Here is a 21,651-nt window from a genome sequence, read left to right as displayed (position 1 = left end):
ACAAGAACAGCGATCAACCTTATATGGAGTGACAAACGGCTTTTACCAGCGATGAGTTGCATCATGGCGGCGCATGTCTGTTTCGTCAGAGCGTTCTCAATGACGCTTGTCCTGCATCGAAACCAGAAACGAACGTCACCATAGCGCGGAGCAGTCACAGGCACGAGGTTCTGTGCCGTCAAGCGGCCCTCACTTGCGTTCGGTCCCATGTCAACTTCCCATGTCAACTTGGCACATCGGGCCGGCGATCAAGTGCGCCGCCATCAGCGACAGCGCGCAAGTCAACACGGGAACGTGATAAACCAAAAGTGGATTAAATGAAATATAACTCCATCTAAGGTAGATGGAAAACGATCAAATCACCGACATCCACAAACAGATCCTCAGGCTTCGTGACGCACTTCCCGTATGGGGGGCTGAGGCGAATGACCTTGTCGAGCTTGCACGAAATGCAGAGCGGGCAGCGACCGCGGTCGACGAGCGTGTTCTACAGCGCGCGCGTGGCCTGCTGGAAACAGCCAAGGGTTGGCACGACACGCTTTTGTACTGGGAGCAACAGGAGGCCCCTCCGGCCCTCAGTGCTGATATTCGCGTAATCAGAGGCTCTCTGAATGCCATGCGCTTGGAGGTCGATACGGCGACCAGCAAGTTCAGGCTGTAGTCTCGATCTGCCGCTTGCCGCTGCGTACCGATCCTTTGCTGACCTTCGATCACGGCGCTCTGTCCATTGATCAGCGATGAGGATCTTCCGAGGATCTCTCCGCGAGAGGAAGTCTTAGTTCGACCGCCCAATTTAGGCCGGATCTAGATTTCCAGCTTCTCTGGAAGAGTGGCCTGCCCTTTACGTACTTTGGAAGAATTTGATGATTAGATTTGTGCTCGTCACCATGGCGATTGTGCTCCCCGCCCAGGCTGTTTTTGCGGGAAAGACCGCCAATGTGGTGCCAACGTCGCGGCCGCCTACCGATCAGGCCGTTGCATACGTTGCCAGTCAACCTGTGCCGCCAAACCCGGTTCAAATGACGGAGACACTCAGCGCCGGCCAGACGATTCCGGAGAACCTCTTGCTATTGCCAATACCAGATAGCCCTCATTGTGCCTTCCTGTTCGTAAACCAGGTACGCCTGATCGTCGATGCAAGAACGCGCGTTGTCATCCAGATTGTGGATTGATCAAAACGCAAGAGGCTCCGCATTTGCCGGAACCGGGGATTCGCCACGACTTATGGGGACGAGGTGTGCCGTGAATGAGCCGCACCGGATTTGCGGGTGAGGTGGCCACGCCTGCATATCAATTGACATTAAGGTTGCAGACGCGCCACAGAAGTCCCCTTGGCCGTCTCAGGCAGACAGAGCTGTACTGCATCCTTCTGCAACGCTGCTGTCTGCTGATGTCTGGCCAGGCATCGTTGCCCAGCCGCCTGCCTCGATAAACTGTCGCTTCTTGTAACGATCCGGGAGCGCGTTGAATTCGATAAGCCGTTCTGCCGAATCCGGTGCAGCGTTGAACCGATCGACGCAAACAGCGGATGCAAGCTGCCGGTTAGCCGCTTCGCTTGCAGCCGTCGCCGCTCTTACAGCGCTGCCTCCCGTCATCCAGCCTCCCCAGCCAAATCCAGCGACCATCGTCGCAACGGCAGTCATGCCGCAAGCCCAGACGAGGATCGTCTTCGAGGGCTGGTAGCCGCCCATACGTTCAAACACCGTTGCTTTTCTGCTTTCCGTGACCACCGGAATTCTCCTCCTGTTCGCGTTCATTCTCCGCTGCGCCTCATGGCGGAGCGTCTCGCACGTCACACATCACCTGAAATGCTCGAGAGCCAATGTTATGGTTCTGCCCGGATGGGACTTGTAGGCGCTCTTGGCTGCATCCAGAATTTTTGACCGCAGCGCGTCGAATGAGGCGAGATAATCGCTTTCGCTCGCCGTCCAGTGCGATAGCCCGGCCGTAAGCACTTCAGCCGGCACGTAAAACTTCACCTCGAACATACCGTCATAGCCGAGAAATCGGATGCGGGAATGCGTTTCATCGTAGCTTCTGCTGGAGTTGGGAAAGGAAAGCGCCATCACTGGCCTCCTTCATCCTGCCATCTGTCGATGGCTTCGCTCTTGCGTGAGATGGCGACGGGCAAACCCTTGTGAAGGTCGACGCGCTTGCTCTGGAGGGCTAGGAGCAGTGTTTCCCGGGTTCTCTTCCCGTTACAGAACTCGGTCTTCAGAAAGACCGATGCCGCCTTTTTTGCATCGGAGTTTGCCGTAGCTTCAACGCCTCTGAAACCACCGGCTCTCAGGACATCCCTGATCATCGCAAAATCGAAGGGATCGAGGTGCTCTTGTAGGGGAGTGGAAGACATGTCGTCCTCCTTCGTTGGGGCGAGGAACGTCAATCCTCAATCGCAGCGCCCGTAAAACGAGCTGCTATCCCCCTACATGTCGTGCGGTCCAGCACCGTTTACAAGTGGGCTCGTCGATCCCGCCTGTGTAATTGACACGCTCATGCCCGCAGCGCTTGAGATGGTCGAGACGGATGCGTTCAGTCGTTTGGCCAGGGCATCAATGATCAGGGAGCCAAGTATCGTATCGACTGGAACTACCCTGATGATTTTCAAGTGGGTATCGCGCAATTCAATGTCGTTGATCGCTCACAGCTTGATCATTTTGAATAGCTGATTCGAGCTCCACGCCGTCTATGCTGAACATACTCGTCGTAGAACCTCTGGAAATCTCGATCAGCGTCGAAATCCTTCTGTAGGCTAACCAGGAGAGGCCTGTGATTTCTTCTTCGTCTTCATGCACCAGATAGTCTCCAGGCGGCTGGGTTCCGTCCAGACCGAACAATATGAACGGTCTACTGAAGCGGACTGTACGCATGCGTGTTCTCGTACCCATACTGATTATCCTTCTCCGAATTGATGGTGGTACAAACGACCTGCCCAGCCATCTGATGTGGATTCGCAACTGCTACAAAATCTTCGCACGTGTCTCAGTGCCCCTCGGGAACGGGCCCCTTGGGTTGCAAGGTATCTGGCTTCTTCGCCTTCATCCGCGGTGGGGCGAGTTCGATCACATTGAAACGCCCGCCAAGCGCTGACTCCCGCATCTTCCTGAAAACGGCCAGAATCACCACGTTATCTGTCTTTGACATACTTGGTCTCCGTAGATTGCGATGCCTTATTGGTCGCCTTCATCCGTGCTGCCGCCCTCGTTCTCCCATCGTCGAAGTGCCACCTTGTTAGACTGCACTTTGCGCTGTTTGGAAACTGGATAGACGTCGCTCATGATCATGCCGGTTTGAATGCGCTCAATGATTGTGCGCTCACTGCGGTGATCGGGACCTGCAGCGGCGCCAAGGTCGGCTGTCGAGTAGTTGCCGCGTTTTAAGACGCGCCGCATGATCTTTTCGGCCGCGCCAATGTCATCGACCTGTCGCCTGTCTGTCGGCATAAAGAAGCTCCAAAGCGAACGAGCGCTCGTGTTGTGACCCGATAAAGTTTCATAGCCGATGCCTTTTGCCGGCATGTTCTGTCTGTCGATCGAGATGATTGACAATCGAAAGCCTGCGTCTTGCTCAGAGTCGGATCCCGCAAACTGTGAATGCGGCTGCGCGATTGATGGCGAGGGACGTCCAGGGCTAAATCTGTAAGAAGAGCACCAACTGGGCCCGGGTGTCATATCGCAGGCAGTTACATTTCGGCCGCCTTCAGCAGCCTTGCTCCCGATACTGGATATGGTGCCCGGGGTCAGACTTTCAAGGACCGGGTGATGGAGTCGAGCTTTCCCCCATCCGTGACCGACAACATGCAGTGGCTCGAGGATTCGCTCGTCGCCACACCGCTGCCCGGACCGGATGCGCGCTCTGATCCTGTCCCCTTCGTGTGTGGACGGCAAGGTTTTTCCCGAGACGCAAAAATATTAAGTGTACAAGCGGTTGTAAATATGAAAATATATCCCATATATTGGATATATTAAATCGAAAATGTAGAATTTCACCGATTTACATCCTTCGATGAAGGCGTAATTCCATGGGAAGTAAATTCCGCATGATGGAAGAATGTTTAATGTCGACGTCGAAGGGGTCTCTCGCCGCACCGGTTAGACTTACGACCGGGGAAAAGGCTGCCGTGACCGATCAGACGGCTCGACACATCATATCCTCCGAGAACGCGCTCAGAGTGAGCAAGACGTCTCGGCTGCGCCAATTGCGTCTGGAAAAGGAAGCTCTGGCGAATTCCGAACCGGTGGCTCGTTCCAAAAAGAAATAGTGGCTGGAACGCGTTCTGCCCCGTGTGGTGCCGGGTCGTACCGCCCAAACCGTCCCGAAACGCGCCGACTGCGCGCGTCCTACCCGCAGTCCCTCTCGTCGCTCTTGTCTCGCACAGTTGCATTCATGGCCGGCGCCTCGATGAAGAAGGAGCAAGGCAATGCGTCCAGAATTCTATCCCGCCTCCATGTCGCGTAATCTCGTGAGGATCGGCCGACGTGAGTATGGCGACAACCTTCCTGCCGTTTCGGCAGATATTTCCCAGCGTTGCGGACGGCTGCGCATCATTGGCCTCACGAGCTTTTCCGCTCTCGACCGCCATGAGAGCGCAACCTGTCCGATTGGCCTGTCCGGAGCCGGCATTGCCGGCCTTGATCCCGCCCGCCTTTGAGAAGATGAACCATGATACAGATCGACTATTCGTCGCCTGCAGGCTTTTTCGCCGGCAGGCGCGTGGGCGGGAGCATCAGCGGTCCCCGTTACAAGCGGTTCGACAACACCGCAGAGGCCATTCGGTTCGCTATTGAAGAACTGCCCTGTTCCCAGCTTCGGGGAGCGGTCCTCGAAATCGGCGACACGCGTTTCGAAAGCAACGAAATTCGTTCTCTGTATGATGCGGTCCATTATCCGCTTCCCCGAAAAGAAGCGTAACGTCGATCGTGACGCCCCGCCGACGGATCTCCTTGCGACAACGAAGGCGCAGACGTCATGACGCTTTATTCGGTGAAGCACCGCACGCAGTACCAGTATACGCATCCCGTGAGGTTCGGACGTCACCGTCTCATGTTCCGTCCGCGGGACAGCTTTGACCAAACTCTCCTCGCCTGTTCTCTTCAGACAAGTCCTCCACCGTCGTCCGTCAGATGGATCTACGATGTTTTCGGCAATTGTATCGCCTTGGTCGATATCGAAGCGTCCTCGTCCGAATTGGTGATCGAAACGCGGATAAAGCTGGATCATACCGTCCATGTGCCGCTTGACCTGGAAATGCACACGGACGTGCGTGGCTATCCGTTCAGCTACGACGATGATGAAATCATCGATCTGGGACGAACCATCGAGCGGCATTATCCAGACGTCGACGACGCCGTGCTTCACTGGGCCCGGCAATTCGTGCCTGTTGGCAGCTCCGCCCGAACCGGCCATGTGCTGATGACCTTATGCTACGCAATTCGGGAAAGCTTTTCTTATTCTCGCCGCGAAAAACATGGGATTCAGACTCCGGCAGAGACCTTGCGGCTCCGCAGCGGCACCTGTCGGGACTTCGCGCTGTTGATGATGGAAGCGGTTCGTTCTCTGGGCCTGGCGGCACGCTTCGTCACAGGATACATCTATGTCCCTGATCGCGATGGGGACCATAATCTGGGCGGCGGGGCAACTCATGCCTGGTGCCAGGTCTATCTCCCTGGCGCAGGCTGGGTGGAGTTCGATCCGACCAATGGCATCGTGGGAAACCGGGAATTGATACGGGTTGGCGTTGCCCGTGACCCGAAGCAGGCCATCCCCCTGTCCGGCAGTTTCGAGGGCAAGGCAGGCAGGTTGATTGACATGACCGTTCAGGTGAACGTGACGACCACCGAATAAATGAGACGAGGGTTGCGTGCAGATGGAACACTCCGCATTCAGGACCGTTGGCGCTAGAACCGTTGGCGGTTGATATCCCCCCGATAAAGGACTTTTCCATGCGAATACGTGCCGGCTTCCGGATTGGCTATGAATGCAAGCAGGAAACACCCATGTTGCTGGTGCTTAACCTTCATCCAAGCCGGCGCGGCGACCTGCTGGGGGAGCAGACGATTTCCTTCGACCGTCCCATCAGGGCGTGGGACTATATGGACGGCTTCGGCAATGCCTGCAGCCGTATCGTTGCGCCGCAGGGCGTCACGATGATCAGCACCGAGTTTCAGATCTACGACGATGGACAGCCGGATCCCGTCCCCGTCGACGTCGTTCAACACGGCATCAATGATCTTCCTGATCATGTTCTCGTTTATCTTCTGGGGAGCCGTTACTGTGACACGGATCGTCTGGCGGATTTCGCCTGGGAGACGTTCGCCCATACGAGGCCGGGCTGGGATCGCGTGAAATCGATCCTCGATTATACGCATGACCGGATCGCCTTCGACTATTCCAAGGCCGACCCGACAAGAACCGCCTTCGGAGGCTGGCACGACCGGACGGGCGTGTGTCGAGATTTCGCTCACCTCGCCATAACCTTGTGTCGGTGCATGAACCTTCCGGCCCGGTATTGTACCGGTTACCTCGGTGACATCGGGGTGCCGGCAGATCCGAACCCGATGGACTTCAGCGCATGGTTCGAGGTCTTTCTGAGCGGCCGCTGGTACACCGTCGATGCGCGCCACAACGCGCCGCGCATCGGGCGGATATTGATGGCAACGGGCCGGGATGCAACGGATGTGGCCATGTCCACCGCGTTTGGTCCGGCAAAACTTGTGCACTTCGAGGTGACGACCACCGAAATTGACACCGCACTCGCAACTTGAACGCGATGCCGCCATAATGACGCGATAACAGTACTGAGGTCCGAGCCTGTTGCTTGGACGCAGGTGAGCATTCTGTTCGGATCGCCGACATGCTTACAGTCCTTTCAGCGATTCCTGATTGCCGCAGTTGAGCCTCTCCTGCGCATGGATACCAATGCCGACCCTTTCCGGCCTCAGCCGCAAGGAACTGCGCGAGGTCGTCGCCCAGCAGATCGATTGAGACGATCAATCCGGTCCGGGCGCCTCAGCGCTGGCACCGCGCGCGAAGGCCTTCTCGACAAGGGCCGACATCACCTGCTTTCACCGCGTTGAAGCAGTCTGCAGGCGACCGGATTGGCGCCGAAAATGGCTTTTAGCATACCGACCATTTCTTCGTTGCGCTGCAGAGCAGACCAACGGCGGTCGACCATGAGCGCATGGAATGGTGGCCATCGAATTCATCTCCGTCACTGGATTAGGACGCGGACGCCGATCGATAGCGCAGTCGGATAGGAGCGGACATTTAAGGAACCGTGTATTGCGGCTGTATTTACAGTTTCGGTTCCCCGATTGCCTAACGTCCTATCAGTAGAGGAAACAGAAATGATCTGTAAAAAGATCTTTTAATCTCAAATGATCTTTATTGACATCATTTGATTTGACATAAGCAGATGCCGTGAGATACGCAAACATATCATAATGGGAAACATGAAGCGTTAAGGTATCAAATGAAGTCGGATTCGGAGGCTCTTCAAGAGATAGGGCGGCTGCTCAAGACGTCGCGCAAGACCTCGGGCCTCACCCAAGAGCAGGTTGCGGATATGGCGGGTATATCGCGTCCGCGGTACCGCGAGATTGAGGCTGGAGCCAGCGCTGCCCGTACGACCACTCTGATCAACATTGGTCGTGCGCTTGGTCTGGAACTGATGCTCATCCCACAGGCCATGGTCCCGGCGGTTGAAGCTCTACTGCAGCCAGGTGACGCCGAAGATGACCTTCCTGCTTTCGTCGCCACTCCTGATGGTGATGGCAATGTCTGATGCGCCTCCTGATCCAAGATCTATAATCTCACTGGACGTGCTGCTGAATGACCTGAAGGTAGGCATGATCGTCAGGACGCCGGGAGACTTCAACGCGTTCAGCTTTGAGGAGGGCTATCGTAAGACGGGTGGTTTCCCAGTGCTCAGTCTGTCATTTCGCGCGGCACATGGGGGGGTGCGCAAGGACCCGAAACCCGTCGCAAGGGCTTTGCCACCGTTCTTTGCGAACCTTCTTCCAGAGGATAAACTGCGCGAGGCGATGGAGAAGCACCATTCAGGCAGCGTGCGAGCAGGAAATGATTTCGATTTGCTTGCGGCACTCGGATCGGATCTGCCGGGGGCTGTCCGAATTGTGCCGAGCGAAGGCAGCGTTGTTCGTAATGAGGGTTTGACAACCCCCAGACCGAAGGCCCGGTTTTCGCTCGCAGGCGTGCAGATGAAACTCTCCGTCATCAAAAACACAGGCAAGGGCGGCGGTCTGACGATCCCCTTAGGCGACGAGCAGGGTTCATATATCGCCAAGTTTCCATCGACATCATTTCCCGGTGTCTCGGAAAACGAATTTGCAAATCTCGCATTGGCCGAAGCGATTGGTATGGACGTGCCGGAACGCGAGCTCGTGGAACAATCGCAGTTCGAGGGTATCCCGGAGGAGTTTAAGACATTGTCCGACGGCAAAGTCCTCCTCGTCAAACGTTTCGATCGCATTGCCGGTGGTGAGCGCGTCCATATCGAAGATTTCGCTCAGGTATTCGGCGTCTATCCGTCTCGAAAATATGAGGGGGCCGCCTATCATGATATCGCTGCGGCTCTTGGGGTCGCCGTTTCTTCAGCGGCAGCCCTTGAGTTCGTGCGACGACTGGCTTTGGCTGTCCTGACAGGAAATGGCGACATGCACCTTAAGAATTGGTCGCTGATTTATCATGGGAAGGGCGACAAGCCGGCACTCGCCCCAGTCTATGATGTGCTCTCGACTGTCCCTTACATTCCGTCGGACGCCATGGCACTGTCGCTGGCCGGTGAAAGGCCGTTCAAGGCAATGAACGCCCAGCGATGGAAAGTCTTCGCTCATCGTGCGCGGCTGCCGGAAGCTGCTGTGCTGAAGGCTGTTACGGAGACGGTCGAGCGCGTCAATCAGTCTTGGTGGTCTCTGCCTGAACGAGCTGTTCTACCCGATAGAGTGTTGGAACGGGTTGATGCCCACATCAAGCTGATGTCGCCGATCCTCGGCACGTGCGCTGATTAGCAATTGGTGTTTTTCCGTAACGCGTTAGCAGTTTCGTGGCCCACCAGTACCGATCGGGTCGCCGGTTCATATCCGCTCAAGGCGAAGACCATCAAATTAGCCCCGATCCCGCATTTTCAACGAGACCGGGGATGTGATTTCAGAGGACGCTAACGTTCTCAGCCTTAGACTTTCCTGTCTTGTCCCACGTCGTAGCTGACCTTCTGGCCATCGGTCAGAGAAGCGCCGAAGCCTACAGCCGAGATGTGGACGAACACATCCGGTCCACCACTATCCGGGGTGATGAAGCCGAAGCCTTTGTCCTGAGCGAAAAACTTTACGGTACCAGTTGCCATCTTTATCCTCTTTGATTGGAAGCGCCGAAAAGCATTAGCGATCGGACAGGCGCCCAGCAAGGCATGTTTGGTCAGCGGTCGTTCGGGAAGATGCAGGCTGACAGCAACGCTTCATTGTCTCGATGACGACTGAGACGACGGTTCGTTTCCCCTCAAGAGCAAGTGAGGAAGCACGCTCTATTGTGGCCTCCATGTATATCCCATTGACATATCCTTTGAGGCGCACTAATTATCAGGGATATCCCATCTGTAGATGCCAGAGGAACATGTCATGGAACAGGGTGCCGTATTCCAGAGTAATCGTAGCCAGGCCATCCGGCTACCGAAGGCAGTTGCCCTGCCTGATGATGTAAAACGTGTCGATATAGTGGCCGTCGGGCGTACTCGAATTATTACCCCTGCAGGTGAGGCCTGGGATAACTGGTTTGATGGCGCCGCTGCAACGTCCGACTTCATGAGCGACCGCGATCAGCCTGCGTTGCAGGAGCGCGAGGCATTCTAATGCTGAAATACATGTTGGACACCAACATCTGCATTTTCACCATCAAGAACAAACCACAACAGGTGCGCGATGCGTTCAATCGCCACCATGGGCAGCTCTGCATGAGTTCCGTAAGCTTGATGGAGCTCATATATGGTGCAGAGAAGTCGGCAAGCCCAGAACGCAACCTCGCAGTCGTTGAGGGGTTCGCGGCTCGCCTGGAGGTTCTATCTTACGACGAGATAGCAGCCACCCATACTGGCCAATTGCGTGCTGAACTTGCACGGAACGGAACGCCCATTGGTCCATACGATCAACTGATCGCCGGACACGCCCGCTCGCGTGGACTGATCATCATCACAAACAACAGCCGCGAGTTTGACCGCGTGCCCGGCTTACGCATCGAGGACTGGACCGTCTAGCTCTTTCGCTGCTCCTACCGGTTGTCCAACCCAGCGAGCCTGAAGAGTGATTTACTGGGGCAGGGGTTCCGATCACATCAATGCGCCAATGGTGTCCCTTTACGTTGTATGCGGTCCCTGCGGATGGATGAGAAAAATCCATAAGGCTCAGCGATAGCCAATGTCTAATCACAGGTAGCTTTTGCTCAATTTTTCAATCATTGGCATCGGTGTTTCAGTTTTCTCCCGAGCGTGGGACGCTAAGTACAGGCGCTCAATTGTCCGTTTGCAAAATGAGCCAGAGAAGGTAGAGACTGCCGAGAAGACCAGTGGTCAGTCCGATCGGCATATAGAGACCAAATGGCACATGTTGGACCAGATAATCAGCCCCGAGAAGAAGTCCCATGCCCGTCAGCGCGCCGGACAGAACCGGCACCTCGGGCGACGCGGTAAGGCGCCGTGCAATTTGCGGTGCGGCAAGCGCTATCAAGGAGATCGGACCCGCGGCTGCTGTCGCAATCGCGGCAAGGGCGACGGCCGATAGTATGGTGACGAGGCGGGTGCGGAGCACTGGGATCCCCAACTGCGTCGCGGTTTCATCCCCCATTTCCATCAGGGCCAGTTGCCTGGCATGGGCAAGTATGAAGGGAAGAACAACGCACACCCCAATCGCTGCCGGCCAGACATGCGACCACGTGCGGCCACTAAGAGAGCCCGCGAGCCAGAGTTGGGCGGATGCGACCTGATCGAGATTACCCATAATCAGCAGGAGCGTGTTCAGCCCGGACAGTATGGCACCGAGGCCTATGCCCGAGAGAACTAGGTTGTAGACAGCCATCCTGCCGCCTTTCAGGGCCAGGAGGAACACCAGCGTCGCGCTGGCTAATCCGGAAAGGACAGCAGCAAGAGAGGTTTGCAGAGCACCGGCATCGAAGAGGAGGATCTGCACGATTGCGCCGGTTGCAGCGCCTGTCGTAAAGCCGACGATATCGGGGGAGCCGAGGGCATTGCGCGATACGGACTGAAACACCGCACCACTTGCTCCCAACGCCCCCCCAACGAGCAGAGCTGTCAAGACACGCGGCAGTCTGATCTGGAACAGAACCCGATCTGCCACCGGATTGGAACCCGTGCCGGTGAGGCTTGTGAACACGTCCACTGGCTTCAACGAAAGACTGCCCGTGCCAAGCAGAAGCACGGCAAGGGCTGTCACGGCAAGGATGAGCACGCCGCAGACGTAGAGGCTGCGTCGCCTGTAGCGAAGAGAAGCGGGGCCAAGCCGAATGACATCAAAGTCAGCGCCCGCAGCGGCAGAACGCAATTGTTTCATGGTGACCCTGCCCGAAAGCGCCGGATGATAAAGAGAAAGACCGGGCCGCCGACGAGCGTGGTGACGATGCCCGCCGCTACTTCGGAGGGCGCTGAGATGAGGCGCCCGATGATGTCTGCCACAAGAAGTAGCAGGGCCGCGACCAGACCGGAAAACAGTAGTATCCAGCGCTGGTCGGGGCCCGTCAGATGACGGGCAAGGTGAGGGGCCATCAAACCAATGAAGCCGATTGGTCCGGCCGCAGCCGTTGCCGAGCCTGCCAGCAGCATGATGGCGATGCAGGCCAGGACCAGAACCTGCCGCAAGTCAGCCCCAAGCGCTCTGCTGAGTTCATCGCCCAGTGCAATGGCATTCAGACTGCTGGCGATAGTCGTGCACATCAAAAGACCGACCGCCACGCAACAACCTAACACCGCCACAACATCCATGTCGCGGCCATCCAGAGCACCTGCAGACCAGTTGCGGAAATCATCAAGTGCGCTTGTCGGCGCGTTGATAACCACAATTCCGGTCAGCGAACCAAGGGCAATGGACAGCGCGGCGCCGACCAGAACAAGACGCAATGGGCTTGCGCTGCCTGCACGCCCCCGGCCAACGAGGAATACGGCTGCACCCGCGAGGCCCGCACCGACAAATCCCCACCAGACATATTGGTGCATGCTGGTAAGGCCTCCGAGCGAAATTGCCAGAATTACCGCAGCAGCAGCACCTGCATTCACTCCAAGAAGACCGGGCTCAGCCAATGGATTACGGGTGATCGCCTGCATAATCGCCCCGGATACGCCAAGCGCCGCTCCGGCGAGAAGCGCGATCAGCAGGCGCGGAAGGCGAAGTGACCAAACCACGAGATGCTCGTCATTTTGTGGGTCAAAGGCGCAGATGGACTGGAGAATGGTATCCAGCGACAGACTGCGCGATCCTACCGTCACGCTGAAGACTGTGATCAAGCCGAGCAACAGAAGGCAAAGGGCCAGGGATAGCTGAGGTCTTGCTGCCCGCCGGCGCAACGATGTCTCAGCGCATGCCATCCCCTGATCCGTCATGTCTGTCATCTCGCGCGCAGTGCATCGGCCACGAGATGGATCATCTGCAGGCCGGAGTAATAGTCGATCCGAAACGAGGTCGGACCAAGCGGATAGACCTGATGCATTTTGACCGACGTGGCATTGCCCAGCAGCGGATCGGCCAGGAATGCATCAACCTCGCGCGATGTGCCGCGCAAAAGAAAAACATGACTGCCTTCGATGGCCAGAGGTAGGTTCTCGCGGGAGATGAAATCGAAATCCGAGCTTCGGCTGACTTGCGATTTCAACGTTTCCGGCAGACCCGCTACCGTCAGGCCGAGTGACTGCAGCAGCTTGGCCTGCGGACTTTCCGGTCTGCCGATGGAAAAGCTCCCGCTGATATTGTAGCCGACGATGCTGACGGGCTCTCTCGGTGCGGCAAGCGTTGCAGCGACTTGAGCCACTTTGGTGTCGAAACGGCGAATAGCCTCTTCGGCCTGGTGCTCGAGGCCCGTAGCCCTGCCGATTTCAATGGCCAGTGCCTGCCAGCTGCGATTGGAATAGTTGACGACCAGCGTCGGGATGCCCTGCGCCTGCAGTTCTGCCACATGCGAAAGAATGCTGTCAGCGCCGGTTGCTGACGCGATCACCAGGTCGGGGTCCCAGCCAATGACTGCCTCCATGTCGAAGTTGAGGTTTGGGTAGAGAACTTGAACGCCGCGCTCGTCGGCTACCTGTGCCCATTGGGAGAAAAATCCCTTTTGATCGGTGAGGCCGCTGGGCGTCGTTGCTGCTGTGGCAATAACGGGAGCGTTCATTGACAAAAGAATGCCCGTCACACTCGGCGTTGTCGAGATAATGCGCAAGGGACGGTTGGCAAGGGTGAACTTGCCTGCGGCGTGCACGATGGTGCGTGGCCAACCCATTTCATTTGCCTCGGCCTTTCGAAGACCGGGAGAGATGCAGATGGTGATTGCCGTCAGCAAAGATAGGAGTTTCGGAAAGTTGAGCATCGCAGGACCAAAATTGCTGCTGCCTCGAAAAAAATGCGAGGTAAAAACATGATTATCTGAGTCCATATTGCAGGATGCATTCCGCAATGCAATACATCTGCGTCCTGCTTCCGTTGGAGATCCTTGCGTGTCCCACCGCCTTGCCGCCCGTTCCGTGACGTTGTGCTATGACAGCCGCACGGTTTCGCAAGACCTTTCGGTCGCCATTCCCGATGGTGCTTTCACAGTGATCATCGGTGCGAATGCATGCGGCAAGTCAACGCTGCTGAGGGCAATGTCGCGCCTGCTTGCGCCGAGATCCGGCCTTATCACGCTGGACGGAGAACAGATCGGCAGGCTGCCTGCGAAGCAGGTCGCGCAAAAACTTGGCCTCCTGCCGCAAAGCGCTACCGCTCCGACCGGTATAACCGTAGCCGAACTTGTCGCACGTGGACGATATCCACACCAGACCTTCTTCCGGCAGTGGTCACTTGCCGATCAACTCGCCGTTACGAATGCCATGCAGGCCACCCAGGTTTCAGCATTGTCGGACCGTATGGTGGATGAATTGTCTGGAGGGCAACGGCAGCGGGTGTGGATCGCCATGCTGCTTGCCCAGGAGACGCCACTTCTCCTTCTCGACGAGCCGACCACCTATCTGGATATCACCCACCAGATCGAACTTCTTGATCTCCTGTCACGCCTGAACGGCGAGGGAAGAACGATTGTCGCCGTTCTCCACGACTTGAACCAGGCCTGTCGCTATGCGTCGCATCTGATTGCCATGAAAGAAGGCCGGATCGTTGCCGAAGGCGCGCCACGCGACATTGTGACCGAAGATCTGGTCTTTGACATCTTAGGCCTGAAATCAATGATCATCGAGGATCCGGTCTCCGCGACGCCGCTGGTCGTCCCGAAGGGGCAAGGCGAACGCAGCCGGATTGGAACGTCGACCTGAGTTACTGCTTCTGCTGCTGGACAAAAGCTTTGCCGCCTGTTGCGGCGTTGATGCGACAGGATTCCCGCAAAAGTGCCTCGCGGTCTTCCGGCGCGCGCAATTGCCCAAGGTCTGTAACCGTGGTGACGGCGCAGACAATTTCCCCTTGCGCATCGAAGATCGGCACCGCCTGCCCGGTGACATTGGACAGAAGGTGACTGGTCATCTCGGCCCAGCCTGCTTCTCGCACAGCGTCGAGCATTGCCCTTCCGGGGGCGGTACCCCGGAAGTGAGACGGCTGCTGCTTGCGTGCGGCATCAATGCGCTGTTTGGGCAGGAAGGCTTGGAAAACTAGCCCACAGGCGGTGTTGTCGATCGGCAGAATGTCGCCCAGTGCAAGAGGGTTGATCGAGAAAAACGCGCTCTTGTACCACCGCACAAGCGTCGGGCCACGGTCGGTCCAGATCGCAACCCCGCCGCTCATGGCGTAGTCATGCGTCAGCGCTTTCATATGGCGCGCCGCAATTTCTACGGCGTCGACGCGCCGAAGTGCGCCAATGCCGATATGCAGGGCCGTCGGCCCGAGATCGTAAAGACCGGTTTCGGGATCCTGGCGAGCAAGCCCTTCCTTCACTAGGCTCTGGAGGTAGCGGTGCGCAGTGGAACGTCCGGTCTCAGCACGGCGCGCCACCTCGCCCAGTGCCAATTCCTGCTCCGCATTAGCAAGCGTTGTCAGGAAGCGCGTCGCGATGGACACGGATTGAATCGTCCCGGATCGTCGTTCCGATGCAGACTCCACCGTGTTCTCTTCGGGATCTTCGATCGACAATTCCTAAATCCTCATTCGATGACCAGCGGCTGTAGAAGCACCGAGGGCGCGTCCCCTAATGCCATGAGCGCCACGCTTCGTCCTCTCCAAAATGGTTGTCTCCATCACCGAGTGCAAGGCCGACGCCGGTATGTGTTGCGGCTGGGCAACATCTGCGCGTTGGTAAAAAATGATGCCATTGCGGAACGCATTCCTTATTGCGGAATGATATTGATCTGACGTAGAGCAAGTTGACTCGATTTATCATGTATTTTTGGAGAGTATGAGATGAGGTTCATTTCCGATCGCCGTCTTCGCCATGGTGGCAGCCTCGCTGCCCTTTCCATCGGGCTGATGGCGGCACCGGCAGGCGCCGAGGATGCCGTCCGGGGTGATGAGGGAACTGTTCTTGCGCCGATTCTGATTACCGGTGAAAAAGTGACGCGTGACATCCGCAAGACGGCATCCTCTGTCTCGGTCAAAAGCAGCAAGGATATCGAGCGGGAAGACGCTGGCAATACATCGGTGTCCGAGGTGATTTCGGATGTGCCCAATATCGTCTACCCGGACTCAGTCAGTTCGCCGATCATTCGAGGACAGGATTCGCAAGGTCCAAATACCGGCGCCACTGCCTTTTTCGCCGGCACAGTGCCGCGTGCGACCATCAATGTCGACGGCCATTATCTCAGCTATAACGAGTTCTTCTTTGGCGCGGCGTCCGTGTGGGATGTGGACACCATCGAGGTGTTCCGCGGTCCGCAGACCACAACGCAAGGTGCCAACGCCATTGCCGGCGCCATCGTCGTCAACACGAAGGATCCGACGTTCACGCCGGAAGCCTCCTATCAGGCGGAAATCGGTAGCTATAACACGCGTCGCGCCTCTGTCGCCGTTTCGGGTCCGCTGATCGACGATGAACTGGCTGCCCGCATCGCGCTTGATTATTCCGGTCGCGATACCTTTATCGATTATATCAATTCTGGTTTTCAGGGCACCGGGACAGACCAGAACTTTCGCAGCTTGACAGGTCGGGCGAAGCTTTTGTGGGAGCCCGCGGAATTGACCGGCTTTGCGGCCAAGCTCACTTATTCTTATAGTGACACCAATCGGCCGAGCCAGGAGGCCGCATCGGCGCCCTATGATGCACTCCAACACATTACGACGACGATGCCGAGTTGGGAGCAAAAGACTCATACGGGCATCCTCGATCTGAGCTACGATTTTGAGAACGGTATCAAGCTCTTCAACCAGACGCAGGCAACCCGCACCAACGCGGTGAGGACCGTGGGCATCGTCAACAATGGTGACGCGGATATCGACCAGACGACGATTTCCAATGAGACGCGGGTGACATTCGGTGATCAGGAAGATAAAGTTAGCGGTGTCGTCGGTGTTTATTATGCGCTTACAAAAACGGACGAAATCCTCTATCTCAGCGGCACGTCGACCTTTGACGACACCAAGGGCAATCTCGGCCTTTTCACCGAGGTAAGCTACCGTCTATCCGACCAATGGACGCTCACCGGCGGATTACGCTATGAGCGAGACCAGATCCAGCGTGAGGGTCTTTCGGTCTATTCGCCGACTCGGGTTGATTTCGACGAAACCTTTTCAGCGCTGCTGCCCAAGGCATCGCTCGCCTATGCCATCGATTCACAATGGACGGTCGGTGGTATGATCAGCCGCGGCTACAATCCAGGCGGCGTGTCGCTCAATCTGACCTCTCGCAAGTGGATGGAGTTCCAGGAGGAAACTATCTGGAACTACGAGCTTTTCACGCGCGCAAGCCTGCTGGATGACAGCCTCACGGTAAACAGCAATATATTCTACATGGACATGAAGAACGCTCAGTTCAACATTCCAGTTGTTGTGTCTTCGGGCGTAACCCAATCCTACACGATCAACGCAGAGAAGGCCCACGCCTACGGCATGGAGTTGGAGGCGGACTATCGCATTCTCGACAACCTGTCCCTCAAGTTCGGAGGCGGACTGCTAAAGACCGAGATCGACAGCATTGACAGCAATGTCGCCCTTGAAGGCAACGAGTTTGCCAAGTCGCCTGGCTATACGCTGACACTGGGGGCAAGCTGGGATGTGACCGAAAAATTAAACGTGTCCGCACAGGTCCGTCATCTCGATGGCTACTTCTCCGACACCGCCAATACCTCTGCCTATGCCATCGATCCCTATACCGTGGCCGATGTGCGGGCGAGCTTCAAGATCCGTGATGAGGTGGAGGTCTATGGCTATGTCAAGAACATCTTTGATGAACGCGCACCGACATACATGCAGCAGAACCGTGGGATCGGCGGAACCGAAGCCAGTATGACCGCACCGCGCATGTTCGGCATTGGTGTTCGCGGCACCTTCTGACAAACGAGCGGAGGTACGGCCGACCACCGGGCCTCATCGACGTCATGGGAAAGGGCATAACGTGAGCACGCCAAGACGACTTCACATCGGCATGTCTCTTGCGCCCACGTGGCTGAGCGGCAATGGCTGGCGCAGACCAGACAGCGGTATTGATGCCGGACTGACGACGGACTTCTATCTTGATATCGCAAAACGCGCCGAAGCCGCCAAGCTCGATTTCGTCTTCAGACCGGACACGCTGTTCGTCAACATGGATCTGCTTGGCAAGGGCGCCGGCTTTGGCGGGCTCGACTCGTCTCTTCTGATGGCGGCTATTTCGCGGGAGACGAGCCATATCGGGCTTTTGTCGACCGTCTCGACCATGTTCATGCCACCTTACATCCTCGCGCGTCAGATCATGTCGCTGCATTGGCTGAGTAAGGGCAGGGCCGGGTGGAACATCGTGACCGCGCTGGATGGCTCCGACAACTTCGGCCTGGAAGGCATGCCGACCTCGCAGGAACGCTACGCTCGAGCGACCGAATGTACCGAGGTGGTTCAGCGCTTGTGGCAAAGTTTTCCGGAGTCGGCGATTGTGCGGGAAAGCGATATTGGGCGCTTGATCGATCCGGAACAGGTGAAGGCGATTGATCACCTCGGCGCGCATTTCAGCGTCAAGGGGCCGCTGAATATTGCCGGATATAGCCGGGCGCCCGTGCCACTGGTGCAGGCCGGCGCCTCGGAGCCTGGAAGAGAATTTGCCACGCGGGTTGCCGATGCCTTTTTGCCTCCACACCGGACATTGAGGCGGCAAAGGAGCTTAGGCGGGATCTGAGAGGGCGTGCCGAGAGGCACGGGCGCCGCGCAAACGACATTCGCCTTTTGCCCGGACTGAGCCTTTATGTGGCGGAAAGTCGTGCGGAGGCATTCGATCTCTTCCATGCCACGCATGCCGGTGCCGACCGGCTCAGAAAGCTGGCCCACGTCCGTAAGCTGACCGGGCTCGACCTTGAAACTTGGCCGGACGATCGCCGCGTGCGGGTTTCCGACCTGCCGGTCACTGCGCCGACCGTCGGGAGCCGGACGCATGGCGACCTGCTGCGCCGACTTTTGGCCCGCGAGGACCTCACAGTGGCCGAACTTCTGGAGCGACCGGAGGTCAATGGATCGGGTCACTGGCGTGTCATTGGATCGATCGAGGATGCGGCGGCGGAGATCCTGCATTGGACGATGGCTAGTGCGATTGACGGTTTCATCCTAACGCCAGGCGGATCGACAGCATGCATGCATCTTGCCCTTGACTGCCTGATGCCGCGCCTGAGCGAAATGGGTCTTCTGCGAAAGGACTATACCGGCGATACATTCGCGCACCATTTGCAGGAAGAGTAGTTGTCGTCGTGTTTTGTGTTTTTACCTCCGGGAGATGATTGCTCCTACAGATTCGCCATCATCTACAGCGTTCTCGTTTGCGTCGGATACTGAGCCTCGGTATCCAGCTGTGGGAAGGCTTCCTGGCGTGCGTCGAAAAAATGCATCTGAAACAAAAGCTTAGGGAGGATATTCGGGAAGCGAGGCAACGCGCCTTCATTTCTGCGCGGAAACCAACAACCTGGGTTCTCTTGTTCTCCGGCCGCACGATGAAGTAGGCGTTTTCCGTTTGCATAGGTAAGTCGGCCAGCGGCCTGAGAGCGCCGGATTGCAGTTCGCTTTCGATGAGATAGGTTGGCAGTATGGCAAAGCCTAAACCTGCTGATGCCACCGCAATTAGCATCGAAAACTGGTCGAAGCGAAGCCCCTGATACAGGCTGCTGCGGTATGGCAGGCACCTTCGGCCATGAGGTGAAGAATTGTGCCATGTCTAGCAGCTTTAGGCCCTCAACTGGAAACCGGCGGTCGACCGGGTTGAGAATGCTGATCTCCTGATGGCGACGGGGTATTCCTGCTGCGCGCAGGCAAAGGCAATCGACGGTCTGCATCTGCCGTACCCGCTTGAGATGCTGGACCGGATAATACAATAGGCTTCAAGGGCGGCACCACGTTCTGCCCTTGAAGCATGTCTGAGTAGAGTTGGAATTTAGACCGCTTCCTTCAAACGCAAGGCTTGCGGATCATAGGCGCGGCCAAACCGATTGCTCAGCACATCGGCGAAGACGATTTCTTCCTGGCGGACAAAACCCTTCTGCCGAAGTTTTCCATGGGCCAGAAGATCGAGAACCGTGGTGATGCCTGAAGCAGTCGTGATCTGTATGGCGCTCATCTTTTTGCCTGCGACCACGCCGGCGTAAACCTTGTTCGCATAGGTCTCCTGAAGATAGCGGCCGTCCTTCCAGCCGCAGACGGTCACGAAGATCACCACAACATCCTGCATGGTGGCGGGCAGGGCGTTCTCGAAAAGATCCTTCAGCATATCCCGGCGGTTCTTGAGGTTGAGATCGTTGAGCAGCGCCTTGATGATCGCCTGGTGGCCCGGGTAGCGGATGGTGCGGTAGTTCATGGTCCGCACGCGACCTGCCAGCGTCTTGGCCAATGTACCGAGGCCGCCGGAGGTATTGAAGGCTTCATAGGTCACGCCATCGAGGGAGAACTCTTCGCGCTCTTCCATGGCTGGAACCGTAACGAACCTGCCTTCGACGATTGCTTCGCAGGGCTCGATGTATTCGTTGATCAGCCCGTCCGTGCTCCAGGTCAAATTATAGTTCAGCGCGTTGGACGCATATTGCGGCAATGCACCGACGCGCATGCGCACGCTATCCAGACTGTCGAAGTTGCGGGCAAGATCATTGGCGACGATCGAGATGAAGCCCGGCGCAAGTCCGCACTGCGGGATGAAGGCAACATCGGCGCCTTCTGCCAATTGCTCAACCTTTTTCGTCGTTGCAACGTCTTCGGTCAGATCGAGATAATGGACGCCGGCAGTCTTTGCGGCTTGCGCAATCAGACCCGTGAGATTGAATGGAGCTGCAGAGAGAACGGCGAATTTTCCGGAGAGTGCGCCAGCCGATGGTGACGACACTGCCCATGCGCGAGCCGACAAACAGCACGAAATCCGCATGTTCCAGCGCCCAGTTGGCGTGCGGATGGAAGCCGTTGTCGCCGATGACGCCGACGGCAAGCCGGTGATCGTCCGGCATCGTGCCCTGGCCGGTCATGGTGCTGCAGACCGGAATATTCAGCTTTTCCGCCAAAGCCGTGACTTCCGGCCCAGCGCATGATCGGTTGACGCCACCGCCGGAAACGATCAACGGTCGCTTCGAGGATGTCAGCAAATTCAGAACGGCCTCCAGTTTGCCCGGGGCGGGAAGCGTCGGATAGGCCGGGAACTGTTTGCACTCGGCCTCGACGTGCAGCGAAACGCGGGCAGGATCGACCTCGGCCAGCAGCATGTCTTCCGGGATCTGCAGATGCACGGCACCCGGCTTGCCGGAGCAGGCGACGCGGAAGGCGCGGCGGATGATTTCCGGCAACTTTTCCGGGCTTTTCACCTGCACGGACATTTTGGTGATGGGTTCGAACAGTCGTGCGCAATCGAGCTCAGTCAGTACACCGCGTCCTTCGCCCGGCAGCGGAATGTCGATGGTCAGTAGGATGACGGGCACGGAGGAGGAGTTGGATTCGGCCACCGGCGGCAGGGAATACATGGCGCCTGCGCCCGATGGGCATTCGAAGACGCCGGGTTTGCGGGTGAAGCGGCCATAGGCGTCTGCCATGTAGCCTGCCGAACGCTCGTCACGCGCCATGACGTGGCGGATCTTGCCCTCGTTCTGTTGCAGGGCTTCGTAGAAGGGAACGTTGGTATCGCCCGGTACGCCGAAGATCACTTCGACGCCGTAGCCAATCAGCATTTCGACGAGGATATCTGCACCGCGCACGGCAATCTCCCGGTTATGTGAGTTGAGAATGTCACGCAATGTGACGATGAGTTTGGGTGACGCCTTCGTTGGACGGAACGGGCAGGATTTCACTCCGGCCCAGACCCGTAATC

24 protein-coding genes and 3 pseudogenes are annotated in these 21,651 nt (G+C 57.2%); 13 read left to right on the top strand and 14 right to left on the bottom strand.

Annotated elements, in window-relative coordinates; genetic code table 11:
• The first annotated feature begins 343 nt into the window (after positions 1-343).
• Together OU993_RS19865 and OU993_RS19860 are read left to right on the top strand one after the other, a co-directional pair.
• Positions 344-661, top strand: a complete 318-nt coding sequence (locus tag OU993_RS19865; protein WP_268160370.1) for a hypothetical protein — start codon at positions 344-346, stop codon at positions 659-661.
• A 202-nt stretch (positions 662-863) separates the two neighbouring features.
• Positions 864-1,172, top strand: coding sequence for a DUF1236 domain-containing protein (locus OU993_RS19860; protein ID WP_268160368.1), 309 nt, complete (start codon positions 864-866; stop codon positions 1,170-1,172).
• 168 nt (positions 1,173-1,340) lie between these two features.
• Here OU993_RS19860 and OU993_RS19855 read toward each other — a convergent pair whose 3' ends face one another.
• The 6 genes from OU993_RS19855 to OU993_RS19830 all read right to left on the bottom strand — a co-directional run bounded on the left by OU993_RS19855 (position 1,341) and on the right by OU993_RS19830 (position 3,548).
• A complete protein-coding gene (locus OU993_RS19855; RefSeq protein ID WP_268160398.1) occupies positions 1,341-1,691 on the bottom strand; it encodes a hypothetical protein in 351 nt (116 codons plus the stop codon).
• A gap of 108 nt (positions 1,692-1,799) precedes the next feature.
• On the bottom strand, positions 1,800-2,066 hold the full coding sequence (locus OU993_RS19850; protein ID WP_268160367.1) for a DUF1488 domain-containing protein: 267 nt from the start codon (positions 2,064-2,066) through the stop codon (positions 1,800-1,802).
• Positions 2,066-2,353, bottom strand: a complete 288-nt coding sequence (locus tag OU993_RS19845) for a hypothetical protein (RefSeq protein WP_268160366.1) — start codon at positions 2,351-2,353, stop codon at positions 2,066-2,068. Before OU993_RS19845 ends, OU993_RS19850 begins: the two co-directional genes overlap by 1 nt.
• Before the next feature lie 271 nt (positions 2,354-2,624).
• The gene (locus tag OU993_RS19840) at positions 2,625-2,870 is read right to left on the bottom strand and encodes a hypothetical protein (protein WP_268160364.1); all 246 of its coding nucleotides are present in this window, start codon (positions 2,868-2,870) and stop codon (positions 2,625-2,627) included.
• A 112-nt stretch (positions 2,871-2,982) separates the two neighbouring features.
• A complete protein-coding gene (locus tag OU993_RS19835; RefSeq protein WP_268160362.1) occupies positions 2,983-3,144 on the bottom strand; it encodes a hypothetical protein in 162 nt (53 codons plus the stop codon).
• 26 nt (positions 3,145-3,170) lie between these two features.
• Positions 3,171-3,548 (bottom strand): hypothetical protein, encoded by a 378-nt coding sequence (locus OU993_RS19830; RefSeq protein ID WP_268160360.1) that lies wholly within the window; start codon positions 3,546-3,548, stop codon positions 3,171-3,173.
• Between the two features lie 872 nt (positions 3,549-4,420).
• On the opposite strand from OU993_RS19830, the gene OU993_RS19825 reads away from it, so the two are divergent.
• The 6 genes from OU993_RS19825 to OU993_RS19800 all read left to right on the top strand — a co-directional run bounded on the left by OU993_RS19825 (position 4,421) and on the right by OU993_RS19800 (position 9,029).
• Positions 4,421-4,651, top strand: a complete 231-nt coding sequence (locus tag OU993_RS19825; RefSeq protein WP_268160358.1) for a hypothetical protein — start codon at positions 4,421-4,423, stop codon at positions 4,649-4,651.
• A gap of 11 nt (positions 4,652-4,662) precedes the next feature.
• Positions 4,663-4,911 (top strand): hypothetical protein, encoded by a 249-nt coding sequence (locus OU993_RS19820; RefSeq protein WP_268160356.1) that lies wholly within the window; start codon positions 4,663-4,665, stop codon positions 4,909-4,911.
• Between the two features lie 57 nt (positions 4,912-4,968).
• Positions 4,969-5,844: a transglutaminase family protein gene (locus OU993_RS19815; RefSeq protein ID WP_268160354.1), complete on the top strand. Its 876-nt coding sequence runs from the start codon at positions 4,969-4,971 to the stop codon at positions 5,842-5,844.
• A 98-nt stretch (positions 5,845-5,942) separates the two neighbouring features.
• Positions 5,943-6,764 (top strand): transglutaminase-like domain-containing protein, encoded by an 822-nt coding sequence (locus tag OU993_RS19810; protein WP_268160396.1) that lies wholly within the window; start codon positions 5,943-5,945, stop codon positions 6,762-6,764.
• Positions 6,765-7,471: 707 nt separating this feature from the next.
• Positions 7,472-7,783, top strand: coding sequence for a helix-turn-helix domain-containing protein (locus tag OU993_RS19805; RefSeq protein WP_268160353.1), 312 nt, complete (start codon positions 7,472-7,474; stop codon positions 7,781-7,783).
• Entirely contained in the window at positions 7,776-9,029 is a 1,254-nt protein-coding gene (locus tag OU993_RS19800) for a type II toxin-antitoxin system HipA family toxin (protein WP_268160394.1), read from the top strand. The genes OU993_RS19805 and OU993_RS19800 overlap by 8 nt, the downstream gene beginning before the upstream one ends.
• Positions 9,030-9,168: 139 nt before the next feature.
• Here the strand turns inward: OU993_RS19800 and OU993_RS19795 are convergent.
• Positions 9,169-9,364, bottom strand: a pseudogene (locus tag OU993_RS19795) (cold-shock protein).
• A gap of 271 nt (positions 9,365-9,635) precedes the next feature.
• Here OU993_RS19795 and vapB point away from each other — a divergent pair.
• Together vapB and vapC are read left to right on the top strand one after the other, a co-directional pair.
• Complete coding sequence (gene vapB / locus OU993_RS19790) at positions 9,636-9,866, top strand: type II toxin-antitoxin system VapB family antitoxin (protein WP_148156793.1); 231 nt, start codon at positions 9,636-9,638, stop codon at positions 9,864-9,866.
• Positions 9,866-10,267 carry a type II toxin-antitoxin system tRNA(fMet)-specific endonuclease VapC gene (gene vapC / locus OU993_RS19785; protein WP_268160348.1) on the top strand — a complete coding sequence of 134 codons (402 nt, stop codon included), beginning with the start codon at positions 9,866-9,868 and terminating at the stop codon, positions 10,265-10,267. The genes vapB and vapC overlap by 1 nt, the downstream gene beginning before the upstream one ends.
• Before the next feature lie 253 nt (positions 10,268-10,520).
• Here the strand turns inward: vapC and OU993_RS19780 are convergent, their stop codons facing one another.
• The 3 genes from OU993_RS19780 to fepB form a co-directional block, all read right to left on the bottom strand.
• Positions 10,521-11,576, bottom strand: coding sequence for a FecCD family ABC transporter permease (locus OU993_RS19780; protein ID WP_268160346.1), 1,056 nt, complete (start codon positions 11,574-11,576; stop codon positions 10,521-10,523).
• The gene (locus OU993_RS19775; RefSeq protein ID WP_268160345.1) at positions 11,573-12,523 is read right to left on the bottom strand and encodes a FecCD family ABC transporter permease; all 951 of its coding nucleotides are present in this window, start codon (positions 12,521-12,523) and stop codon (positions 11,573-11,575) included. Before OU993_RS19775 ends, OU993_RS19780 begins: the two co-directional genes overlap by 4 nt.
• Before the next feature lie 101 nt (positions 12,524-12,624).
• Positions 12,625-13,659, bottom strand: coding sequence for a Fe2+-enterobactin ABC transporter substrate-binding protein (gene fepB, locus OU993_RS19770; protein ID WP_268160344.1), 1,035 nt, complete (start codon positions 13,657-13,659; stop codon positions 12,625-12,627).
• Between the two features lie 61 nt (positions 13,660-13,720).
• On the opposite strand from fepB, the gene OU993_RS19765 reads away from it, so the two are divergent.
• Entirely contained in the window at positions 13,721-14,530 is an 810-nt protein-coding gene (locus OU993_RS19765) for an ABC transporter ATP-binding protein (RefSeq protein ID WP_268160342.1), read from the top strand.
• A gap of 1 nt (position 14,531) precedes the next feature.
• Here OU993_RS19765 and OU993_RS19760 read toward each other — a convergent pair whose 3' ends face one another.
• Positions 14,532-15,332, bottom strand: a complete 801-nt coding sequence (locus OU993_RS19760; RefSeq protein WP_268160392.1) for an IclR family transcriptional regulator — start codon at positions 15,330-15,332, stop codon at positions 14,532-14,534.
• A gap of 339 nt (positions 15,333-15,671) precedes the next feature.
• On the opposite strand from OU993_RS19760, the gene OU993_RS19755 reads away from it, so the two are divergent.
• Positions 15,672-17,690, top strand: a complete 2,019-nt coding sequence (locus tag OU993_RS19755; protein WP_268160389.1) for a TonB-dependent receptor — start codon at positions 15,672-15,674, stop codon at positions 17,688-17,690.
• Positions 17,691-17,751: 61 nt separating this feature from the next.
• Positions 17,752-19,058 (top strand): annotated as a pseudogene (locus OU993_RS19750) (NtaA/DmoA family FMN-dependent monooxygenase).
• 58 nt (positions 19,059-19,116) lie between these two features.
• Here the strand turns inward: OU993_RS19750 and OU993_RS28935 are convergent.
• The 3 genes and pseudogenes from OU993_RS28935 to OU993_RS19735 all read right to left on the bottom strand — a co-directional run.
• On the bottom strand, positions 19,117-19,473 hold the full coding sequence (locus tag OU993_RS28935; RefSeq protein WP_442793018.1) for a LysR substrate-binding domain-containing protein: 357 nt from the start codon (positions 19,471-19,473) through the stop codon (positions 19,117-19,119).
• Positions 19,474-19,743: 270 nt separating this feature from the next.
• Positions 19,744-20,790, bottom strand: a complete 1,047-nt coding sequence (locus OU993_RS19740; protein WP_442793017.1) for a saccharopine dehydrogenase family protein — start codon at positions 20,788-20,790, stop codon at positions 19,744-19,746.
• Positions 20,720-21,538, bottom strand: a pseudogene (locus OU993_RS19735) (thiamine pyrophosphate-binding protein); the annotation flags it as partial. The gene OU993_RS19740 and the pseudogene OU993_RS19735, both read right to left, overlap by 71 nt.
• Positions 21,539-21,651: the final 113 nt, after the last annotated feature.

The sequence above is a fragment of the Rhizobium sp. SL86 genome (assembly GCF_026672545.1).
In the GTDB taxonomy this organism is placed as follows: domain Bacteria; phylum Pseudomonadota; class Alphaproteobacteria; order Rhizobiales; family Rhizobiaceae; genus Neorhizobium.
Note: the sequence above shows the minus strand (reverse complement) of the source record. Positions and strands in the feature narration are given on the sequence as shown.